Genomic DNA, 18,483 nt, shown 5'->3' with positions numbered 1-18,483 from the left:
AAAACCGGTGTAAATGGTAAACTAAAATGAAGGGGGGATCCTATGGTTTGGCTATTGCTACTACTGCTTATTTTTATTTTTTTGGTGTACTATGTATATCGCACGTCTGTGATGAAAAAGGGCGTACGCTATTTTGTTTCGGCAATTATTATGCGTAACAATGAATGGTATGAAAAAGAAGGCAGAAAGAAACTGGGGATTCCATACAAAGAGCGGATCGCAAAAAGCAGTTCGGCTTTTTGGGCACAAGGTTCGGAATGTACGGTAACGACCACCGATGATCTGATCTTGAGAGCAGAAGTCTTCGATCAGTGTGCTAAAACATGGGTGATTTGCTTGCATGGGTATCGCAGTGATGGGCAAGCAGACTGTCAAGAGGCGGCCGAGAAATTCTGGGCTGCGGGTTACAATGTTTTAGTTCCTGATTTGCGTGGACATGGCCGTAGTGAAGGCAAAGAGATTGGTTTAGGGTGGCTAGATCGGATGGACCTGCTTTTGTGGATCGATAAGATTTTGGAAAAAGACCCCCAAACCCAAATCTTCCTCTATGGTTTAGGAATGGGGGCGGCGACTTTGCTGCTGGCCAGTGGAGAAGTCATGCCGGTGCAAGTGACGGGGTTGATCTCAGACAGCAGTTACACGTCCGTTTACAGTGCCATTCGGGCAAGTCTACCGCAATTTTCTCGGTTACCCGTCAAGCGCTTTTTGCGATTAGCCAATCGTTACAGTAAACACCTAGTTGGCTACCCCTTCCTACAAATCTCAGTGACCCGACAAGTCGGCAGCAACCATTTACCTGTGTTGTTTTTACAAGGAGAGAAGGATACGTTTCTTTCTGAAAAAGAAATCAATACTTTAATGGAGGCAACGGCTGGTCCGAAACAAAAAGTCCTTTTTCCCAGTATGGGACATTTACAGGCAGTTAAAGACGCACCAGAATATTGGCCAACCGTTTTGCAATTTATTGAGAATAGCAAACAAAATACAGACATTGTCTGATAGAAAGGGAGAATACAATGGAAATAAAAGAAGAAAACAAGCGTTTTGCTTTATATGATGGAGAAACAGAAATCGGAGAGATCACATGGCAAGAAACGCCAGATGATGTGCTAGAAGTAGACCACACCTTCGTCAACCCTGATTATCGCGGACAGCAATTGGCGCAAAAGTTACTCAAAGCAGTTGTTGAAAAAGCACGACGGGAAGAGAAAAAAATTATGCCTGTCTGCTCTTTTGCGGTCAAGGAGTTTAAAGAGAAACCAGAGTACGATGACGTACTGGTTCGCTGATTTGAACGAAAAGCAATCTATGAGAAAAAGGCTGTCAGAAAGGACAGTCTTTTTTTAAACCATCATGCAACGGGCAATGACAAAAAGAGAGTAGTAATTTCCAGCGGAAAATGCTAAAATGGAAAGGACGACTTTAGCAAGCAAGGAGGAGCTAACGTGTATAACATCTTATTAACTGCTGTGATCGTTATTTCGATTTTAATGGTCATTACGATCATGATGCAGCCTAGCAAGCAAAATAGTGCAGCTAGTGCCTTTACCGGCGGTGCAGATCAATTGTTTGGTAAGCAAAAAGCCCGTGGATTTGAAGCGGTGATGCAGCGTTCAACGGCCATTTTAGGTTTTGTTTGGATGGTCTTGCTCTTTATTTTGGCTTTTCTTTCATCAAACTAATCACTTTGTTAGCGAACCTCTCGTAAAGAGAGGTTTTTTTCTTTTTAAGGGGAAGATTTTGATCGCATTTGTCGAAGTATTCTTCTTAACTATGGTAGAATTGGACGTGAGGTGAAAGGAAACATGAAAACATTTAATCAACCAAAACCGGTTTTTGCTGAACACGGCAAACGAGCGGTCATTTTGTTCCATGCCTATTCAGGCAGTCCTAACGATGTGCGTATGCTTTGTCGTTCGTTAGAACAAAAAGACTACACGGTTTATACACCGATGTTTACTGGACATGGTACACCGAATCCAGATGATATCTTAGATCAAGGAATGACTGTTTGGCAGCAGGATGCTGCGGATGCAGTTGCTTATGTGAAAGAAAAAGGCTATGAGGAAGTTGCTGTGCTGGGACTTTCCATGGGTGGGATTTTAGCGATGGATCGTTTGACCCAAGATCCAACATTGATGGGGGGCGGACTGTTTTGTTCGCCATTATTTGAAACCAAGAATGAAGTGCCAGTCAATTTTGAAAAGTATGCTGAAATGGTCATACCCTATGCTGATTTAGACGAGGCGACCCAAAAAGAAATATTGGCAGAAGTCCCTCGTAAGGTCAGAGAACAGCTACAAGGCATCGAAACAGTCGGACAAACCACAGCTGGGTATTTAGGAAAAATCAAGCGCCCAATCTTCCTGGCGCAAGCAGGAAAGGATCAAATGATCGATCCACAGACAGTTTTCAAAACAGCAGGGGCACTGTCCCATGTTCCCTATACGCTTCAATGGTATCCCGAAAGCGGTCATGTGGTGACCGTTGGACCAGAACGGAAAAAATTAGAGCAGGATGTGTTTGCTTTCTTAGAAACACTTGCTTGGAAAGAGTGAGTTATGACAGAAACGATTAAAACAAAAATCATTCAGTTTCTCGAAGAAAGCCGCAAAAAAAGCTTTTCAATGGAAGAAATTGCTGAAGGTCTAGGACTTCAAAAAAGCACAGACTTTAAGAATCTTGTCCAGACAGTAGCAGCGATGGAACGAGAAGGCAGTGTGATTTTTAACAAAAAAGGCAAAGTGAAATTACCCATGAAACGTGTATTTGTGGAAGGGACTTTCCGAGCCAACGAGCGGGGCTTCGGTTTTGTCACGTTGGATGAAGAAGAAGACGATATTTATATCCCTAAAGAAGCAACAGGCTATGCCATGGACGGCGATACCGTTGCTGTAGACATCGTGCATGTTGCCGATCCTTTCTCAGATCGTGGTGCAGAGGGGAAAGTCGTAGAAATCAAACAACGGGCCATCAGTCAGTTGGTCGGCGAGTTTACATTATTTGACGAAAAAGAGATCGAAGAGTCGGATCTATATGGCGTAGTTCAGCCTAAAGATAAAAAACTAAGTGAATTAAAGGTGTTTATTGGCGCTCAAGGGATTCGACCTGTAGATGGTAGCATTGTGATCGTTGAAATCAGCCATTACCCAGAAAAAGGTTATTCGAAAAGCTTAGAGGGGTTGATCACGAAAGTTGTAGGACATAAAAACGATCCTGGAATGGATATATTGTCGATCGTCGTGGCGAACGGGATTCCCACAAAATTCGAGGAAGAAACCTTAGCGGCGGCAGATGCAGTCCCAGATACGATCGATCCTGCTGACTTTCCAGAACGGCGGGATTTGCGAGATCAACAGATCGTAACGATCGATGGAGCGGATGCCAAAGATTTGGATGATGCGGTGACGGTAAAAGCATTGCCTGACGGCAGCTTCTATTTGGGCGTGCATATCGCCGATGTTTCTTATTATGTGACCGAAAACAGCGCATTGGATAAAGAAGCGTTTGATCGGGGAACGAGTGTCTACCTTACGGATCGAGTGATTCCAATGATCCCACAGCGTTTATCAAACGGCATCTGTTCGTTGAATCCAAACGTGCCAAGGTTGACCATGAGCTGTGAAATGTGGATCAATCAAGAGGGGATCGTCACGGATTACAATATTTTCCAAAGTATTATTCAAACAAGTGCCCGGATGACGTATCAAGCAGTCAATCAAATCATTGAAGATAATGATCCAGAAACCACCAAAAAATATGCGGAACTAGTACCGATGTTCCATGATATGGCCGCCTTGCATCACGTGTTAGAAGCGATGCGCATCAAACGTGGGGCAGTTTCTTTTGAAGACCGAGAAGCGAAAGTCTTAGTCGATGGAGAAGGACACCCACAAGAAATCGTTCTGCGAGAACGTGGTGTCGGCGAGCGATTGATCGAATCCTTCATGTTGGCAGCCAATGAAACTGTGGCGCGCCATTTCAATCGAAAGCACTTACCATTTATTTATCGGATCCATGAGGAACCAAAAGAAGAGAAAATGCGCCGCTTCTTTGATTTTGCGTCTGCTTTAGGGATCGTAGTCAAACAGACCAATGGCTCGATCTCACCAAAACAACTACAAAAAGTGGTTGAAGATGTGGCAGATAAGCCAGAGGCAATGGTTGTCAATACGATGCTACTAAGAAGTATGCAACAAGCGAAGTATTCTGAAGAAAACGTCGGTCACTATGGTTTGGCAGCGGAAGATTATACCCACTTCACGTCACCGATCCGTCGGTACCCCGACTTGATCGTGCATCGCTTGATTCGTTCTTACAGTGAAGATGTCTCTGAAGCCAACCAAAACAAATGGGCGGAAATCTTGCCGGACATCGCGATGCACAGCTCCCAAATGGAACGACGAGCAGTCGATGCAGAAAGAGAAGTCGATGCGCTTAAAAAAGCTGAGTATATGGCCGATAAAGTAGGAGAAGAGTTTGACGGTATCATCAGTTCAGTGGTCAAGTTTGGCTTGTTTATTGAATTGCCTAACACGATTGAAGGGCTGATCCATATCAATAACTTGAAGCAAGATTACTTCCATTATTTGGAAAACCATCTAGCACTTGTGGGGGAACGGACAGGCTTGACCTTTAAAATTGGTCAGAAAGTTCGCATCAAAGTCGTAAAGGCTGATCCAGAAACAAGAGAGATTGATTTCGAACTGGTAGCAGCAGAAGAAGTTGAAAAACTGCAAGCACCAAAAGCTAACAAACGAAGCAACCATCAAAAAAATGAAGCGAACCGCCGTGGAAAAAAACAACGAAACCCTGAGAAAAACCAAGGGAAACGGTTTGAACAATCAGGCAAAGGCAAGCCGAAAAAAGCTGGCAAAGTGAAAAAGAAAAAACCTTTTTATAAAGGAATCAAGAAAAAATAATTGGAGGGATGGCCCGTGCCTAAAGGAGAAGGGAAATTAATCGCCCAAAACAAAAAGGCCCGCCATGATTACACGATCCTCGATACGATCGAAGCGGGGATCGTCTTGCAAGGAACCGAGATCAAGGCGATTCGCAACAGTCGGATCAATTTGAAAGACGGCTTCGTGCGCATTCGTAACGGTGAGGCATTCTTAGTCAATGTGCATATCAGTCCTTACGAGCAAGGCAACATTTTTAATCATGACCCATTGCGGACGAGAAAACTGTTGCTACACAAAAAGCAGATCGCTCGTTTGATTGGCGAAACAAAAAATACTGGTATGACGATTGTGCCATTAAAGGTGTATATCAAGGATGGTTATGCCAAAGTTTTGATTGGTTTAGCGAAAGGAAAACGCGAGTATGATAAGCGAGAATCCTTAAAACGCAAAGATCAGGAAAGACAAATTGACCGAGTTCTTAGAAATTTCTAATTTTCTAAGAACTTCTTTTAGAATCCGACAGAGGTTATCGCTTTGAAAATCACGCTAAATTTGGTAGCATTTAAGAGAAAGCTGTTGATTTAACAGGCTTTTTCTTCCACATAGCGACGCGAGGATTTTTCACTTAATTTAGGATTTTTAGCATTGTGAGTTTTTTGTCTAATTTTCTTGAAAATGCTTTGAAATTTTCCATTCGTGGTGGTATGATACCGATTGTTATGAGAGGAAACGCATTGTAACACCAGATTTTTTTCTGGAGATGACAGGAAAAGAGGTGAGAAAGATTGGAAGATAAATCGCTTATGTTTCATATCGGTCCTATATGGTTTGATGGAACTGTAGCTATGATGACAATCATTTCTTGTATCATTGTTTTTTTGGTGGTCTTTATTTGTACACGTAATTTGCAAATGAAACCGAAAGGGAAGCAGAACTTCATTGAATGGGTCATTGACTTTGTTCGTGGCATCGTGGCGGACAATCTACCAGGATCTCAAGTGAACAACTTTCATTTGCTCGGTGTAACAATGTTTCTTTTTGTGTTTGTGGCAAATGAGATCGGCTTAGTCACAAAAATCGTGACGACAGATGACATTACCTTATGGAAAAGTCCGACAGCAGACCCGTTTGTTACATTGACACTCGCACTTATGGTTATTTCCTTGACACATTTCTTTGGGATCAAGTCGTTGGGCTTCAAAAATTACTTGATCAATTCGTATCTGAAACCGGTGGGCTTTTTATTGCCGCTAAAAATCATCGAAGAGTTTACGAATGTCATCACGTTAGGCTTGCGTTTATATGGAAATATATTCGCTGGTGAAGTGTTATTAGGATTGATTGCCAACATGTTTATTAGTCTTGGTTGGTGGTCATTGCCGATCGTGATGCCGCTAGAAATGATCTGGATTGGCTTCTCGCTCTTTATTGGAGCGATCCAAGCTTATGTATTTGTTACATTGACCATGGTATTTATGAGCCACAAAACCGTGGCAGAACATTAATCGAATCGACATACAATTAGGAGGAAAAAAGAATGAACTTTATTGGAGCAGGATTAGCAATTATCGGAGCAGCAATTGGTGCAGGGTATGGTAACGGACAAGTAATCGCAAAAACGATCGAATCAATGGCACGCCAACCTGAAATGTCAGGTCAACTACGTTCAACAATGTTTATCGGGGTAGCGCTAGTCGAAGCTGTACCGATTCTAGGGGTAGTTATCGCGCTGTTATTAGTCTTCCGATAAGACAAGCACGAAAAGGCAGAAACGAACAATTGCACTCGTTTTTGCTTTTTTCTAATGAAACAATGACTTTCAGAAAGGAAGAATCGTTATGCTAAATCAGTTGGTTATAGCGGAAGTTCAAAATCCAATGCTTGGCAATATTATCGTTGTCAGCGGATCAATTCTTCTTTTGCTATTCTTATTGAAACATTTTGCATGGGATGCCATCAGTAGCATGATGCAAAAACGGGAAGATAAAATCGCCAATGATTTGGATTCAGCGGAACAATCACGCTTGAATGCAGCAAAATTAGAAAAAGAACGCCAAGAAAAATTGGCACGTTCTCATTCTGAAGCTGCGGAGATCATCAAGAGCGCCAAAGATAGCGGGGAATTGAGTCGGCAAAATATTTTGAGCGAGACCAAAGAAGAAGTGGCTCGTTTGAAAGAAAAAGCCAACTCAGATATCACCCTTGAAAAAGAAACTGCGTTAAAAGAAGTGAAAGATGATGTGGCAGAACTTTCGCTTCAAATCGCAGAAAAAATCTTAGGCCGCGAATTGACTCCCGAAAATCATGAATCCCTAATCAATCAATATATCGAAGGATTGGGTTCAGTTAATGAAACTCGATAAATTCACAGTGGGAAAACGTTATGGAAAAGCGTTGTTCGAATTGGCGATGGAAGAACAACGCTTGACAGAAGTTTACCAAGAATTAATGACCTTGCGTCAGATTTATCAGGAGATTCCAACATTCGGCCAAATCGTGACCGATAACCGTTTGGATCTTCATGAGAAAAGACAATTAGTCGATCAATTGCTGAAGGGCTTTGAAGGCTTGGTCAGAAATTTCTTAGAGATCGTTTATGAATATGATCGCATGGATGATCTATTGCTGATCATTGATGAATACGAACGTCGTTACGATGAATATCAAGGTCTTGTTCTCGGAACGATCACAACGGCTGTTGCTTTGTCAGCAGAACAAAAAAGCAAAATTGAAAAGCAAATCGCCGATAAGCTTGGGTACAAGCAGGCACAATTGAAAGAAACGATCGATCCAACGATTTTAGGCGGTGTCATCGTTGAAGCAAATCATCAAGTGATCGACGGTAGTATTAAGAGCCAACTGGATTATCTGCGACAAAAAATCGGCAGATAAACAAGAGATAAGAGGTGAATCGGATGGCCATCAAAGCAGAAGAAATTAGTGCCTTGATCAAAGAGCAAATTAAAAATTATCAGAACGAACTTTCTGTAGAAGAAATCGGTACTGTCACATACGTTGGGGACGGGATCGCCCGCGCCCACGGTTTAGAAAATGCCATGAGTGGAGAACTGCTTGAGTTTTCAAACGGTTCTTATGGGATGGCACAAAACTTAGAGTCAAACGATGTCGGGATCATCATCCTAGGTGATTTTGAAACCATTCGTGAAGGGGACAAAGTAAAACGAACCGGTAAAATCATGGAAGTTCCTGTCGGCGATGCATTAATTGGCCGGGTAGTAAATCCATTAGGGCAACCAATCGATGGTTTAGGTCCGATCGAAACAGATAAATCACGCCCAGTCGAAGCAGCTGCACCAGGTGTTATGCAACGGAAATCCGTTTCGGAACCAATGCAAACTGGTTTAAAAGCTATTGATGCTTTAGTACCAATCGGTCGTGGTCAACGGGAATTAGTCATCGGTGACCGGAAAACCGGGAAAACAACGATCGCTATTGATGCGATCATCAACCAAAAAGGGCAAGACATGATCTGTATCTATGTCGCAATTGGCCAAAAAGACTCAACGGTTCGTGCACAAGTGGAAACATTACGCCGTTATGGTGCACTTGATTACACAATCGTTGTTTCAGCAGGTGCTTCACAACCAGCACCACTACTTTATATCGCACCTTATGCCGGGGCTGCGATGGGAGAAGAATTCATGTATAACGGCAAACATGTTTTGATCGTCTTTGATGACTTATCAAAACAAGCAGTCGCTTACCGTGAACTTTCTCTCCTTCTACGCCGTCCGCCAGGTCGTGAAGCATACCCAGGGGATGTCTTCTACTTGCACTCTCGTTTATTGGAACGTGCAGCGAAATTAAGTGATGAACTAGGCGGTGGATCAATGACGGCATTGCCGTTTGTTGAAACACAAGCAGGGGATATCTCAGCCTATATCCCAACTAACGTGATTTCTATCACAGATGGACAAATTTTCTTAGAAAACGACCTATTCTATTCTGGTGTGCGTCCTGCCGTAGCGGCTGGATTGTCCGTTTCACGGGTTGGTGGTTCTGCGCAGATCAAAGCGATGAAAAAAGTTGCCGGTACCTTGCGTTTGGACTTGGCTAGCTATCGCGAACTAGAGGCCTTTACACAGTTTGGGTCTGATCTAGATGCTGCGACACAAGCCAAATTAAACCGCGGTCGTCGAACCGTTGAAATCTTGAAGCAAAAACTGCATGAACCATTGGCAGTAGAAAAACAAGTCGTGATTCTTTATGCCTTGACGCATGGATTCATTGATAGTGTGCCAGTCAATAAACTATTGGACTTTGAAGCAGAATTATTTGAATATATCGAAGCAAACGCAGCAACGATTTTTGAAACCATTCGGACAACGAAAGACTTGCCAGAAGAAAGCTTGTTAGATGACACCATTAAAGCATTCAAAGATATTTTCATGGCATCCAACAGTTCTCGGGTGACGCCGCAAGATAAAATATCGACAATGCAAAACGCATAAAAGAGGTGAGAGAAAATGGCTGCTTCATTAAATGAAATCAAGCAACGAATTGCCTCAACAAAAAAAACCAGCCAAATCACAAAGGCCATGCAAATGGTTTCAGCTGCAAAATTAACAAAATCTGAAGCTCATTCGAAACAGTTTCAAGTGTATGCCAACAAAGTACGTGAAATCGTTACGCATTTAACTGCGCAGCAGCTTTCCGATCTTGCAGGTTCCGGTCCTAAAGATGGTGTGAACTATAACAGTATGTTGGTTAGTCGTCCGGTCAAACGCACAGGCTATATTGTCATCACTTCTGATGGCGGTCTAGTGGGCGGCTACAATAGTTCCATCTTGAAGCAAATGATGACCATGCTGGACGAAGACCATGCAAAAGAAGAAGAGTATGTCATGATTGCCATTGGTGCAACTGGCGCCGACTTTTTCAAAGCACGGGGCATCAATTTGGCGTACGAGTTAAGAAACCTTTCGGATCAACCAAGCTTTGATGAGGTGCGTAAAATCGTAACATTGGCGACAACGATGTACCAAAACGAAGTCTTCGATGAATTATATGTGTGTTATAACCATCATATCAACTCATTGACTAGCCAATTTCGTGTGGAGAAAATGTTGCCGATTTCCGATCTAGATCCTGAAGAAGCCGAAAGTTATGAACAAGAATACTTGTTTGAACCTTCTAGAGAAGCGATTTTGAATCAATTACTGCCTCAATACGCTGAAAGCTTGATTTATGGTGCGATTGTTGACGCAAAAACAGCCGAGCATGCTGCCGGAATGACAGCGATGAAAACAGCAACAGATAATGCCAAAAATATTATTGGGGACTTGACGATCTCTTACAACCGAGCGCGCCAAGGCGCAATCACCCAAGAAATTACTGAAATTGTGGCGGGGGCATCCGCGTTAGAATAGTTTCAAGAACGAATGGAGGAATACGAATGAGTTCAGGCAAGATTGTTCAAGTCATTGGTCCCGTTGTTGACGTGGAATTCTCTCTAGACCAATCATTACCAGATATCAACAATGCGTTGATTGTTTACAAAAAAGATGAGCAGAAAACAAAAGTTGTGTTAGAAGCTGCCTTAGAACTTGGCGACGGCGTTATCCGTACGATTGCCATGGAATCAACAGATGGCTTACAACGAGGAATGGAAGTAATCGATACAGGCGCCTCCATTTCTGTTCCAGTTGGGACAGACACCTTAGGACGGGTGTTTAATGTCTTAGGGGACACCATCGATTTAGAAGCGCCATTCCCTGATGAAGCACCCCGCAGTGGGATTCACAAAAAAGCTCCTGACTTTGATGAATTGTCAACAAGTACCGAGATCCTTGAGACTGGGATCAAAGTTATCGACTTATTAGCCCCTTATTTAAAAGGGGGGAAAGTTGGTCTTTTCGGTGGTGCCGGTGTTGGTAAAACCGTCTTGATTCAAGAACTGATCCACAACATCGCCCAAGAGCATGGGGGGATCTCTGTCTTCACAGGTGTTGGTGAACGGACACGTGAAGGAAACGACCTTTATAATGAAATGAAAGAATCTGGCGTTATCGAAAAAACAGCCATGGTGTTTGGACAAATGAACGAACCACCAGGTGCTCGGATGCGGGTTGCCTTGACTGGTTTGACCTTAGCGGAGTACTTCCGCGATGTAGAAGGACAAGACGTACTCTTGTTTATCGATAACATTTTCCGATTTACGCAAGCTGGTTCTGAAGTATCTGCCTTACTAGGTCGGATGCCTTCTGCTGTTGGGTATCAACCGACACTAGCAACCGAAATGGGACAATTACAAGAACGGATCACTTCAACGAAAAAAGGATCGGTTACTTCTATTCAAGCGATCTATGTTCCTGCCGATGACTACACGGACCCGGCACCAGCGACTGCTTTTGCCCATTTGGATGCAACAACCAACTTGGAACGGAAATTGACTGAACAAGGGATCTATCCAGCCGTTGATCCACTGGCTTCTTCTTCAAGTGCGTTAGCACCTGAAATCGTTGGTGAAAAACACTATGAAGTAGCGACTGAAGTACAGCATGCGTTGCAACGTTACCGCGAACTACAAGACATCATCGCTATCTTAGGGATGGATGAGTTGTCTGATGAAGAAAAAACGTTAGTGGCTCGTGCGCGTCGGATTCAATTCTTCTTGTCGCAAAACTTCCACGTAGCGGAACAGTTTACTGGACAACCTGGTTCTTATGTACCAGTTGAGGAAACGATCAAAGGCTTTGCTGAGATTCTTGAAGGAAAATATGATGATCTTCCAGAAGAAGCCTTCCGTAGTGTAGGACGAATTGAAGACGTCATTGAAAAAGCGAAAAAAATTGGCTATTAATTAACCAGCCTCGAAGAAAGAGGGGAACCTCATGGATCAATTTTTAACAGTCAATGTGGTGACACCTGCTGGTTTGGTTTACGATCACCACGCGAAAATCGTGGTTGCACGTACGACAGATGGCGAGATCGGTATTTTGCCGCATCATGCCCCAATCATCGTTCCTTTGACGATTGATGAAGTCCGGGTCAAACGGATCGATTCGGATACTCACGTCGACTGGGTCGCCGTCAATGGCGGTATCCTTGAAGTGCGGGACAATGTTGTCTCTATCGTAGCCGATAGTGCGGAACGTGATCGCGACATCGACGTTTCACGGGCAGAAAGAGCAAAACAACGTGCAGAACGTCAAATCGAAGAGGCCAAACAAGTCGAAGATATCGACCAGCTTCGTCGCGCAACGGTTGCTTTGCACCGCGCCATCAATCGAATCAACGTGTCAAAACATTCCTAAAAAAACAAGGGCATCTTGCCTTTGTTTTTTTGTTTCTCCAAGAAAACGTTTTAAAAACTTTTTAAAGTCTTTTCATGAAGGTTTCAAGAAAGATTATTTTTTATCTTGACATCTTTGTGGTATGATAGGAATGTTCAATTATGAAAAAAGGAGCAGGAAGTATGCAAGTGTATGGAATTGATGCAATCATTCGAATCGTGAGTCATTTAGCGTTCATCTATTTAGCATTTTGGGCATTGCAATCTGTGCGGATCGATGCTTTTTTTAAAGCCTTACGAACGACTCAGATACGAATGGTCATGGTGTTTCTTGCGATTGCATTAGGCTACACCGCCAGTACTTTTTTCCTTGAGTTGATTGCGTTATGTCGTAATTTATTTTTAACAGGTTTTTAAGAATTTCATTAATATATGCAAAAACACCGAATATTATGCTATAATTGGCAAGATTTGTGTGAGTCACTGCATTATTTGGAGGGAACATAAATGGAAGAGATGATCGTTCAAGGTGGTAATCGATTAACTGGAACAGTGAAGATCGAAGGGGCAAAAAATGCTGTTCTACCTATCTTAGCGGCAAGCTTATTAGCGGAAGAAGGAACAACGACATTAACAAATGTACCGATCCTTTCCGATGTATTAACAATGAAAGAAGTGATTCGGCATTTAAATGTCGCAATCGATTTTGAAGAAGAAAACAATACGATGACGATCGATGCATCACAAGAGTTAGCGATCGAAGCACCGTATGAGTATGTAAGCCAAATGCGCGCTTCAATCGTAGTCATGGGGCCTTTGTTAGCCCGTAATGGTCATGCCAAAGTGGCAATGCCTGGCGGCTGTGCAATCGGCAAACGACCTATTGATCTACATTTGAAGGGATTTCAAGCACTAGGCGCTCAAATCATCCAAAAAGATGGATACATAGAAGCGATCGCCGATGAGCTAAAAGGCAATAGCATTTACTTGGATTTCCCAAGTGTCGGCGCAACGCAAAATATCATGATGGCTGCCGTAAAAGCTAAAGGCATCACCATCATTGAAAACGTCGCTCGTGAACCTGAAATCGTCGATTTAGCAAACATTTTAAACAAAATGGGTGCCAAGGTCTTTGGTGCAGGAACCGAAACGATGCGTATTGAAGGGGTCGAACACCTGCATGCAGTAGATCATTCGATCGTCCAAGACCGTATCGAAGCAGGAACCTTTATGGTTGCAGCAGCGATGACTCAAGGAGACGTTATTATTAAAGATGCAATCTCAGAACACAATCGTCCATTGATTTCAAAATTGATCGAAATGGGCGCAGAAGTGACTGAAGTAGCTGAAGGGATTCGTGTCGTTGGACCTGAAAAATTGAAGGCAACAGATGTGAAAACAATGCCTCATCCAGGTTTTCCTACGGACATGCAAGCGCAAATGTCTGCTATTCAACTTTTAGCAGCTGGAACAAGTGTTGTGAATGAAACGGTATTTGAGAATCGTTTCCAACATTTAGAAGAAATGCGTCGGATGAATGCTCATGTCAAAATCGACGGCAACATAGCAGTGATCGAAGGCGGCCATGAATTGCAAGGTGCGCTGGTCTATGCGACGGATTTACGTGCTGCCGCAGCGTTGATTTTATTAGGTCTGCGTTCAACTGGTCGGACACGTGTCCGCAATCTAAAATATTTGGATCGTGGCTATTACAAATTCCATGAAAAATTGCAGCAATTAGGTGCTTCTGTGGAACGAGTTTCTGAAGTAGTTGAAGAAACCGTACCAGTAAACGCTTAGTAGGAGTAGGAGAGAATAAAGTGAAGTTGAACCGTTACATTCTAACTAGCTTGATAAAAATTCTAATCGTCATTTTGTTAGCTATTTTATTGTTCTTAGCTGGAACAATGATTGGCTATGGAGTGATTGGCGACGGTAGTCCTTTTAAAGTCTTCTCTCCAAGTCTTTGGAATCATATCTTTGAGTTTATGAAGTAACCCAAAACTAGGACTTACGCCTCGTGCTGAGTCCTAGTTTTTTCTATCTGTCTTTACTGCATCGTGATCATAAAAAGAAAGGTTGGCAAGAAATGAGTAAACTTTTGATTGGCTTTGTTCGTTTCTATCAACGTTTTATTTCTCCATTATTTCCTCCTAGCTGTCGTTATTATCCGACTTGCTCAGGATACATGATCCAAGCGATCCAAGTCCATGGAGCAGCCAAAGGAGGTTTGATGGGAATCGCACGTATCTTACGGTGCCATCCTTTTGTAAAGGGGGGAATCGACTACGTGCCTCAGACCTTTACGTTAAAACGTAACACTGATGATAAAGTCAAACCAACGTACCGTTATCGGAAAAGTTAAACGAACATAAGAGAAAAAGAAAAGGAAGAAAAACATGATTCGTCCAATCCACCCTAATGAAGCGTATCCTTGGTCACTGTTGCTGGATGCGGATCCTGAAAAAACAGTTGTAGAAGGCTATCTATATGACAGCCAGACGCTTGTTTATGAAGAAGCTGGAGAAGTGATCGGTGTCTTAGTGTATCAAGACCAAGGCACAAAGTGGGAGATAATGAATGTGGCTGTCTCCCCAGCAAAGCAAGGAAGGGGCATTGGGGGTCAATTGTTGCAAGCTGCCGAAAAAGCGATTCTTAGTCAGCAGCAAGGTGCAAAACACCCTCTTGTCGTGATCAAAACCGGTAGTCTGCCCTCAGCAGCCCTGACTTTGTATCAAAAGCAAGGCTATGTTGAAAAAGACCGGGTGAAAAATTATTTCACCACCCACTATGCTGAACCGATTTTCGAAAATGGGCAGCAGTTGATCGATCAAGTTATTTTGGAAAAGCAGCTCTAATCCATAGAGACAGTCTATGTCGATTTTAGGCTGTTTTTTTTATTGTTATCGGAAATCGCTTTCTTCAAGCGGGGACTTACGGTAAAATAGATAGTATCAGAATAATAAAGGATTGAGGGGAAAAAATGGCGATTTTAGTCTTTGATATGGGTGGTTCAGCAGTAAAATACGGCGTCTGGTCACAAGATTCTTTGGTGAGTAAAGGCAAATTTACTACTCCAAATACTTGGGAGGAAATGAAAACCCAGCTGCAGCAAGTGAGAACAAGCGTAAACGAAGAGATCGAAGGGGTCGGGATCAGTGCGCCGGGTGCGGTCAATGCCCAAGAGCGGCGGATCGACGGCATCAGTGCGATCCCTTATATCCATGGGTTTGATATTTACTCAGAACTCGAAGCAGCATTTGGGGTACCAGTAACCATCGAAAATGATGCCAATTGCGCTGGGATGGCTGAATTTTATCAAGGAGCGGGCAAAGAGTTTCAGCAAGCTGCCTTCGTTGTGATCGGAACAGGCGTTGGCGGCACCCTGTTTCAAAATGGTGAGCTAGTCCGTGGGGCACATTTATACGGTGGCGAATTTGGGTTGATGATCTTGGATCAAGGCAAAACATTTTCGCAATTAGGGACAGCGGTTCAGATGGCTTGGCGGTATTGTGATCGAATCGGTGTAGATCGAGCCACAATTACCGGCGAAGAGGTCTTTCAACGCGCAGAAGATGGGGATGCCATTGCGATCGAGGAAGTCAATAAATTTTACCGCTATTTAGCGCAAGGACTGTTCAGTATTCAATTTGCTTTTGATCCTGAAGTGATCATTATCGGTGGCGGTGTCAGTGCCAAAAAAGGCTTATTACAAGAAGTTGATCAACGGTTGAAAAAAATGCTGGCAGATCAAGCTTTAAATGATTTTGTCCCACTGATTAAGCTTTGTGACTATCGCAATGACGCCAATCTAGTTGGGGCAGCAGCCAATTTTCAAGCATTGTATCCAAGAAATAGCCGCTAACATCTAGATGTGATGTTTTCAAACGTCCTTTTGACAAAAAAATGAAGCAATTCGAAACGTTCAAAAAGTAAGCAAAGGAAAAAAACTTTGCTTACTTTTCTTTTTGCTCAAAAAACTGAAAAGCGATTCCATTGTTGGTGGATCAGTGTTTTAAAAACCCCATTTTTTTATAGCGAAAAAAATAAATTCTGAATAGGTGAAATATTCTGATAATTCGTTGACATTTTCCGGATTTTTCAGTATATTGGATAACATATTCAGGGGAAGTGAAGGAGAGGAAAAATATGAAAAAGAAATTTGCGTTTTTGTTTGCGAGTTTGTTTTTGTTGACAGCGTGTAGCGCTGGACCAACAGGTGGATCAACGGACGGCAGCGGGGCTGCTGAAGGTGGCAACAAACAAGAGGGAGATACTATCAAGATCGGAACCAATTTAGAGTTGTCAGGAGCCGTAGCTGCTTATGGGACGGCTGAAAAAGAAGGAATCGACTTAGCAGTAGAAGAAATCAATGCTGCCGGTGGTGTTCTTGGAAAACAAATTGAAATTATTTCGAAAGATAACAAATCAGATAACAATGAAGCTGCAACAGTAGCAGCCAATTTAGCAACGAATGATAAAGTGGTAGCCATCATTGGTCCAGCAACCTCTGGTGCTACGAAAGCAGCTTTGCCTAACGTGACTAGAGCGCAAGTACCAATGGTTACTCCTTCAGGTACTGACGATGCGATTACTTACACTAGTGGGAAAGTGCAAGAATTTGCCTTCCGTTCTTGTTTCCAAGATAGCTTCCAAGGAACGATCTTAGCAAAATATGCGGCTGAAAATTTGGATGCATCAAAAGCCGTGATCTTGGGAGACAACTCAAGTGATTACGCAATTGGATTGACGGAAGCATTTAAAGAAAGCTACCCAGGCGAAATTGTCTTAGAAGATAACTTTACTGAAGGGGACAAAGATTTCCAAGCAGTTCTTACAAGAATCAAAGATGTCGACTTCGATGTCTTGTTCATTCCAGGCTACTACACAGAAGCTGGTTTGATCATCAAGCAAGCGCGAGAATTAGGGATTGATCAAGCAATCATTGGTGCGGATGGATTCGGTGATGAAAAAATGGTTCAAACAGCTGGTGCAGAAAATGTCAGCAATGTTTACTATACAGGTCACTTCTCTACCAAAGCACCAGCAAACGACAAAGTTGAGCCGTTTGTGGCAGCTTTCAATGAAAAATATGGCAAAGAGCCTTCTGCTTTTAATGCATTAGCCTATGATGCCGTTTATATGATCAAACAAGCGATCGAAGATCAAAACTCAGCAGATTCATTGGCGATCGCAGCTGGTTTGTCTGAACTGAAAGACTTTGTCGGTGTGACCGGTGAAATCACGATGGATGAAAATCATAACCCTGAAAAATCAGCAGTTGTTTTAGGATTGACTGACGGGAAAGAAACCTCAGCAGACACTGTGGAACCTTAAAAAACCCGCAGTTGTTTGGCAGTGAAAACTGGGACAGACCTGATGTGTTTGTCTCAGTTTCTTTTCTCTAAAAGAATGACCATAATAAATGATATTGGAAGTGAGTATATGGAAATGATGATCCAACAATTGATCAACGGCTTGTTTCTAGGCAGTATCTATGCCTTGTTAGCGTTGGGTTATACGATGGTGTATGGCATCATCAAGTTGATCAACTTCGCCCACGGAGAAGTTTACATGATCGGTAGTTTTATCGGTTACTTTTTGATCAATCAATGGCAATTAGGGTTTTTCCCCGCGTTGTTCATTTCAATGATCGCCAGTGCAGCTCTTGGGGTAACGATCGAATTTTTAGCGTATCGTCCCTTACGCAATTCCACGCGAATTTCGGCACTGATCACGGCAATCGGGGTTTCTTATTTTTTGCAAAATGTCATGATCTTTTTCTTTTCAGCCAATGTGCGCCCCTTTCCGCAAGCGATTGAACGACAAACTTATTCCATCGGGTTTGTTCAAGTAAGTAATGTCCAGTTATTGATCTTGGCTGTTTCGGTTACCTTAATGATTCTCTTGCAATTGATCGTGAAAAAGACCCGTATGGGAAAAGCGATGCGTGCAGTAAGTGTTGATGCGGATGCAGCGCGTTTAATGGGGATCAATGTCAACCGAACGATTTCCTTTACCTTTGCCTTAGGCTCGGCTTTGGCTGCAGCTGGTGGGATGCTGATCGGTTTGTATTATAATTCCATTGATCCATCAATGGGGGTCGTTCCTGGTCTGAAATCTTTTGTTGCGGCGGTTCTCGGCGGGATCGGGATCATTCCTGGTGCAGCTTTAGGCGGCTTTGTGATCGGTTTGGTGGAGACAGCAGCGACAGCGCTTGGTTTTTCTGATTACAAGGATGCTTTAGTGTACGTCATTTTAATAATTATATTGTTGGTTCGTCCAGCTGGGATCCTCGGCAAAAATATCAAAGAGAAAGTGTAG

The 18,483-nt window shown here is 42.9% G+C and carries 22 protein-coding genes; all 22 read left to right on the top strand.

Annotation, left to right across the window (positions count from 1 at the left end):
• Nucleotides 1-42: 42 nt before the first annotated feature.
• Entirely contained in the window at nucleotides 43-999 is a 957-nt protein-coding gene (locus ENLAB_RS04420; RefSeq protein WP_216681998.1) for an alpha/beta hydrolase, read from the top strand.
• 17 nt (nucleotides 1,000-1,016) lie between these two features.
• Nucleotides 1,017-1,289: a GNAT family N-acetyltransferase gene (locus ENLAB_RS04415; protein ID WP_005234370.1), complete on the top strand. Its 273-nt coding sequence runs from the start codon at nucleotides 1,017-1,019 to the stop codon at nucleotides 1,287-1,289.
• 156 nt (nucleotides 1,290-1,445) lie between these two features.
• Complete coding sequence (secG, locus tag ENLAB_RS04410) at nucleotides 1,446-1,682, top strand: preprotein translocase subunit SecG (protein ID WP_005228700.1); 237 nt, start codon at nucleotides 1,446-1,448, stop codon at nucleotides 1,680-1,682.
• Nucleotides 1,683-1,805: 123 nt separating this feature from the next.
• Nucleotides 1,806-2,558 (top strand): alpha/beta hydrolase, encoded by a 753-nt coding sequence (locus tag ENLAB_RS04405; protein ID WP_244352802.1) that lies wholly within the window; start codon nucleotides 1,806-1,808, stop codon nucleotides 2,556-2,558.
• A gap of 3 nt (nucleotides 2,559-2,561) precedes the next feature.
• A complete protein-coding gene (rnr, locus tag ENLAB_RS04400) occupies nucleotides 2,562-4,922 on the top strand; it encodes a ribonuclease R (RefSeq protein ID WP_081117477.1) in 2,361 nt (786 codons plus the stop codon).
• Nucleotides 4,923-4,937: 15 nt separating this feature from the next.
• The gene (smpB, locus tag ENLAB_RS04395; protein WP_008380870.1) at nucleotides 4,938-5,396 is read left to right on the top strand and encodes an SsrA-binding protein SmpB; all 459 of its coding nucleotides are present in this window, start codon (nucleotides 4,938-4,940) and stop codon (nucleotides 5,394-5,396) included.
• A 293-nt stretch (nucleotides 5,397-5,689) separates the two neighbouring features.
• Nucleotides 5,690-6,409 carry a F0F1 ATP synthase subunit A gene (atpB, locus tag ENLAB_RS04390; protein WP_077452900.1) on the top strand — a complete coding sequence of 240 codons (720 nt, stop codon included), beginning with the start codon at nucleotides 5,690-5,692 and terminating at the stop codon, nucleotides 6,407-6,409.
• 32 nt (nucleotides 6,410-6,441) lie between these two features.
• A complete protein-coding gene (gene atpE, locus ENLAB_RS04385) occupies nucleotides 6,442-6,654 on the top strand; it encodes an ATP synthase F0 subunit C (RefSeq protein ID WP_005228705.1) in 213 nt (70 codons plus the stop codon).
• Between the two features lie 88 nt (nucleotides 6,655-6,742).
• Nucleotides 6,743-7,267 carry a F0F1 ATP synthase subunit B gene (gene atpF, locus ENLAB_RS04380; protein WP_005228706.1) on the top strand — a complete coding sequence of 175 codons (525 nt, stop codon included), beginning with the start codon at nucleotides 6,743-6,745 and terminating at the stop codon, nucleotides 7,265-7,267.
• Entirely contained in the window at nucleotides 7,254-7,796 is a 543-nt protein-coding gene (locus tag ENLAB_RS04375; protein ID WP_016619750.1) for a F0F1 ATP synthase subunit delta, read from the top strand. Before atpF ends, ENLAB_RS04375 begins: the two co-directional genes overlap by 14 nt.
• Nucleotides 7,797-7,819: 23 nt before the next feature.
• A complete protein-coding gene (gene atpA, locus ENLAB_RS04370) occupies nucleotides 7,820-9,376 on the top strand; it encodes a F0F1 ATP synthase subunit alpha (protein ID WP_005228708.1) in 1,557 nt (518 codons plus the stop codon).
• Between the two features lie 15 nt (nucleotides 9,377-9,391).
• On the top strand, nucleotides 9,392-10,294 hold the full coding sequence (locus tag ENLAB_RS04365) for a F0F1 ATP synthase subunit gamma (RefSeq protein WP_005228710.1): 903 nt from the start codon (nucleotides 9,392-9,394) through the stop codon (nucleotides 10,292-10,294).
• Nucleotides 10,295-10,320: 26 nt separating this feature from the next.
• Entirely contained in the window at nucleotides 10,321-11,727 is a 1,407-nt protein-coding gene (atpD, locus tag ENLAB_RS04360; RefSeq protein WP_077452892.1) for a F0F1 ATP synthase subunit beta, read from the top strand.
• 31 nt (nucleotides 11,728-11,758) lie between these two features.
• Entirely contained in the window at nucleotides 11,759-12,181 is a 423-nt protein-coding gene (locus ENLAB_RS04355; RefSeq protein WP_005228716.1) for a F0F1 ATP synthase subunit epsilon, read from the top strand.
• Nucleotides 12,182-12,342: 161 nt separating this feature from the next.
• On the top strand, nucleotides 12,343-12,576 hold the full coding sequence (locus tag ENLAB_RS04350; protein ID WP_008380880.1) for a DUF1146 family protein: 234 nt from the start codon (nucleotides 12,343-12,345) through the stop codon (nucleotides 12,574-12,576).
• Nucleotides 12,577-12,666: 90 nt separating this feature from the next.
• Nucleotides 12,667-13,959: a UDP-N-acetylglucosamine 1-carboxyvinyltransferase gene (murA, locus tag ENLAB_RS04345; RefSeq protein WP_086291913.1), complete on the top strand. Its 1,293-nt coding sequence runs from the start codon at nucleotides 12,667-12,669 to the stop codon at nucleotides 13,957-13,959.
• Nucleotides 13,960-13,979: 20 nt separating this feature from the next.
• The gene (locus ENLAB_RS04340) at nucleotides 13,980-14,156 is read left to right on the top strand and encodes a DNA-directed RNA polymerase subunit beta (protein WP_005228723.1); all 177 of its coding nucleotides are present in this window, start codon (nucleotides 13,980-13,982) and stop codon (nucleotides 14,154-14,156) included.
• A 92-nt stretch (nucleotides 14,157-14,248) separates the two neighbouring features.
• Nucleotides 14,249-14,524, top strand: a complete 276-nt coding sequence (yidD, locus tag ENLAB_RS04335; protein WP_206600723.1) for a membrane protein insertion efficiency factor YidD — start codon at nucleotides 14,249-14,251, stop codon at nucleotides 14,522-14,524.
• A gap of 34 nt (nucleotides 14,525-14,558) precedes the next feature.
• On the top strand, nucleotides 14,559-15,017 hold the full coding sequence (locus ENLAB_RS04330; RefSeq protein ID WP_081117476.1) for a GNAT family N-acetyltransferase: 459 nt from the start codon (nucleotides 14,559-14,561) through the stop codon (nucleotides 15,015-15,017).
• 125 nt (nucleotides 15,018-15,142) lie between these two features.
• Entirely contained in the window at nucleotides 15,143-16,024 is an 882-nt protein-coding gene (locus tag ENLAB_RS04325) for an ROK family protein (RefSeq protein WP_223079956.1), read from the top strand.
• A 284-nt stretch (nucleotides 16,025-16,308) separates the two neighbouring features.
• A complete protein-coding gene (locus tag ENLAB_RS04320; protein ID WP_081117474.1) occupies nucleotides 16,309-17,496 on the top strand; it encodes an ABC transporter substrate-binding protein in 1,188 nt (395 codons plus the stop codon).
• Nucleotides 17,497-17,604: 108 nt separating this feature from the next.
• The gene (locus tag ENLAB_RS04315; protein WP_005228742.1) at nucleotides 17,605-18,483 is read left to right on the top strand and encodes a branched-chain amino acid ABC transporter permease; all 879 of its coding nucleotides are present in this window, start codon (nucleotides 17,605-17,607) and stop codon (nucleotides 18,481-18,483) included.

Source organism: Enterococcus innesii, from assembly GCF_022846515.1.
Taxonomy (GTDB): Bacteria; Bacillota; Bacilli; order Lactobacillales; family Enterococcaceae; genus Enterococcus_D; species Enterococcus_D innesii.
The sequence above is the reverse complement of the archived record's forward strand: the minus strand, read 5'-3'. Positions and strand labels throughout refer to the sequence as shown.

Coding starts and splice junctions, on each gene's coding strand:
- ENLAB_RS04420 (WP_216681998.1), top strand. CDS start 43: ATGGTTTGGCTATTGCTACTACTGCTTATTTTTATTTTTTTGGTGTAC.
- ENLAB_RS04415 (WP_005234370.1), top strand. CDS start 1,017: ATGGAAATAAAAGAAGAAAACAAGCGTTTTGCTTTATATGATGGAGAA.
- ENLAB_RS04405 (WP_244352802.1), top strand. CDS start 1,806: ATGAAAACATTTAATCAACCAAAACCGGTTTTTGCTGAACACGGCAAA.
- rnr (WP_081117477.1), top strand. CDS start 2,562: ATGACAGAAACGATTAAAACAAAAATCATTCAGTTTCTCGAAGAAAGC.
- atpE (WP_005228705.1), top strand. CDS start 6,442: ATGAACTTTATTGGAGCAGGATTAGCAATTATCGGAGCAGCAATTGGT.
- atpF (WP_005228706.1), top strand. CDS start 6,743: ATGCTAAATCAGTTGGTTATAGCGGAAGTTCAAAATCCAATGCTTGGC.
- ENLAB_RS04375 (WP_016619750.1), top strand. CDS start 7,254: ATGAAACTCGATAAATTCACAGTGGGAAAACGTTATGGAAAAGCGTTG.
- atpA (WP_005228708.1), top strand. CDS start 7,820: ATGGCCATCAAAGCAGAAGAAATTAGTGCCTTGATCAAAGAGCAAATT.
- ENLAB_RS04365 (WP_005228710.1), top strand. CDS start 9,392: ATGGCTGCTTCATTAAATGAAATCAAGCAACGAATTGCCTCAACAAAA.
- atpD (WP_077452892.1), top strand. CDS start 10,321: ATGAGTTCAGGCAAGATTGTTCAAGTCATTGGTCCCGTTGTTGACGTG.
- ENLAB_RS04355 (WP_005228716.1), top strand. CDS start 11,759: ATGGATCAATTTTTAACAGTCAATGTGGTGACACCTGCTGGTTTGGTT.
- ENLAB_RS04350 (WP_008380880.1), top strand. CDS start 12,343: ATGCAAGTGTATGGAATTGATGCAATCATTCGAATCGTGAGTCATTTA.
- murA (WP_086291913.1), top strand. CDS start 12,667: ATGGAAGAGATGATCGTTCAAGGTGGTAATCGATTAACTGGAACAGTG.
- yidD (WP_206600723.1), top strand. CDS start 14,249: ATGAGTAAACTTTTGATTGGCTTTGTTCGTTTCTATCAACGTTTTATT.
- ENLAB_RS04330 (WP_081117476.1), top strand. CDS start 14,559: ATGATTCGTCCAATCCACCCTAATGAAGCGTATCCTTGGTCACTGTTG.
- ENLAB_RS04325 (WP_223079956.1), top strand. CDS start 15,143: ATGGCGATTTTAGTCTTTGATATGGGTGGTTCAGCAGTAAAATACGGC.
- ENLAB_RS04320 (WP_081117474.1), top strand. CDS start 16,309: ATGAAAAAGAAATTTGCGTTTTTGTTTGCGAGTTTGTTTTTGTTGACA.
- ENLAB_RS04315 (WP_005228742.1), top strand. CDS start 17,605: ATGGAAATGATGATCCAACAATTGATCAACGGCTTGTTTCTAGGCAGT.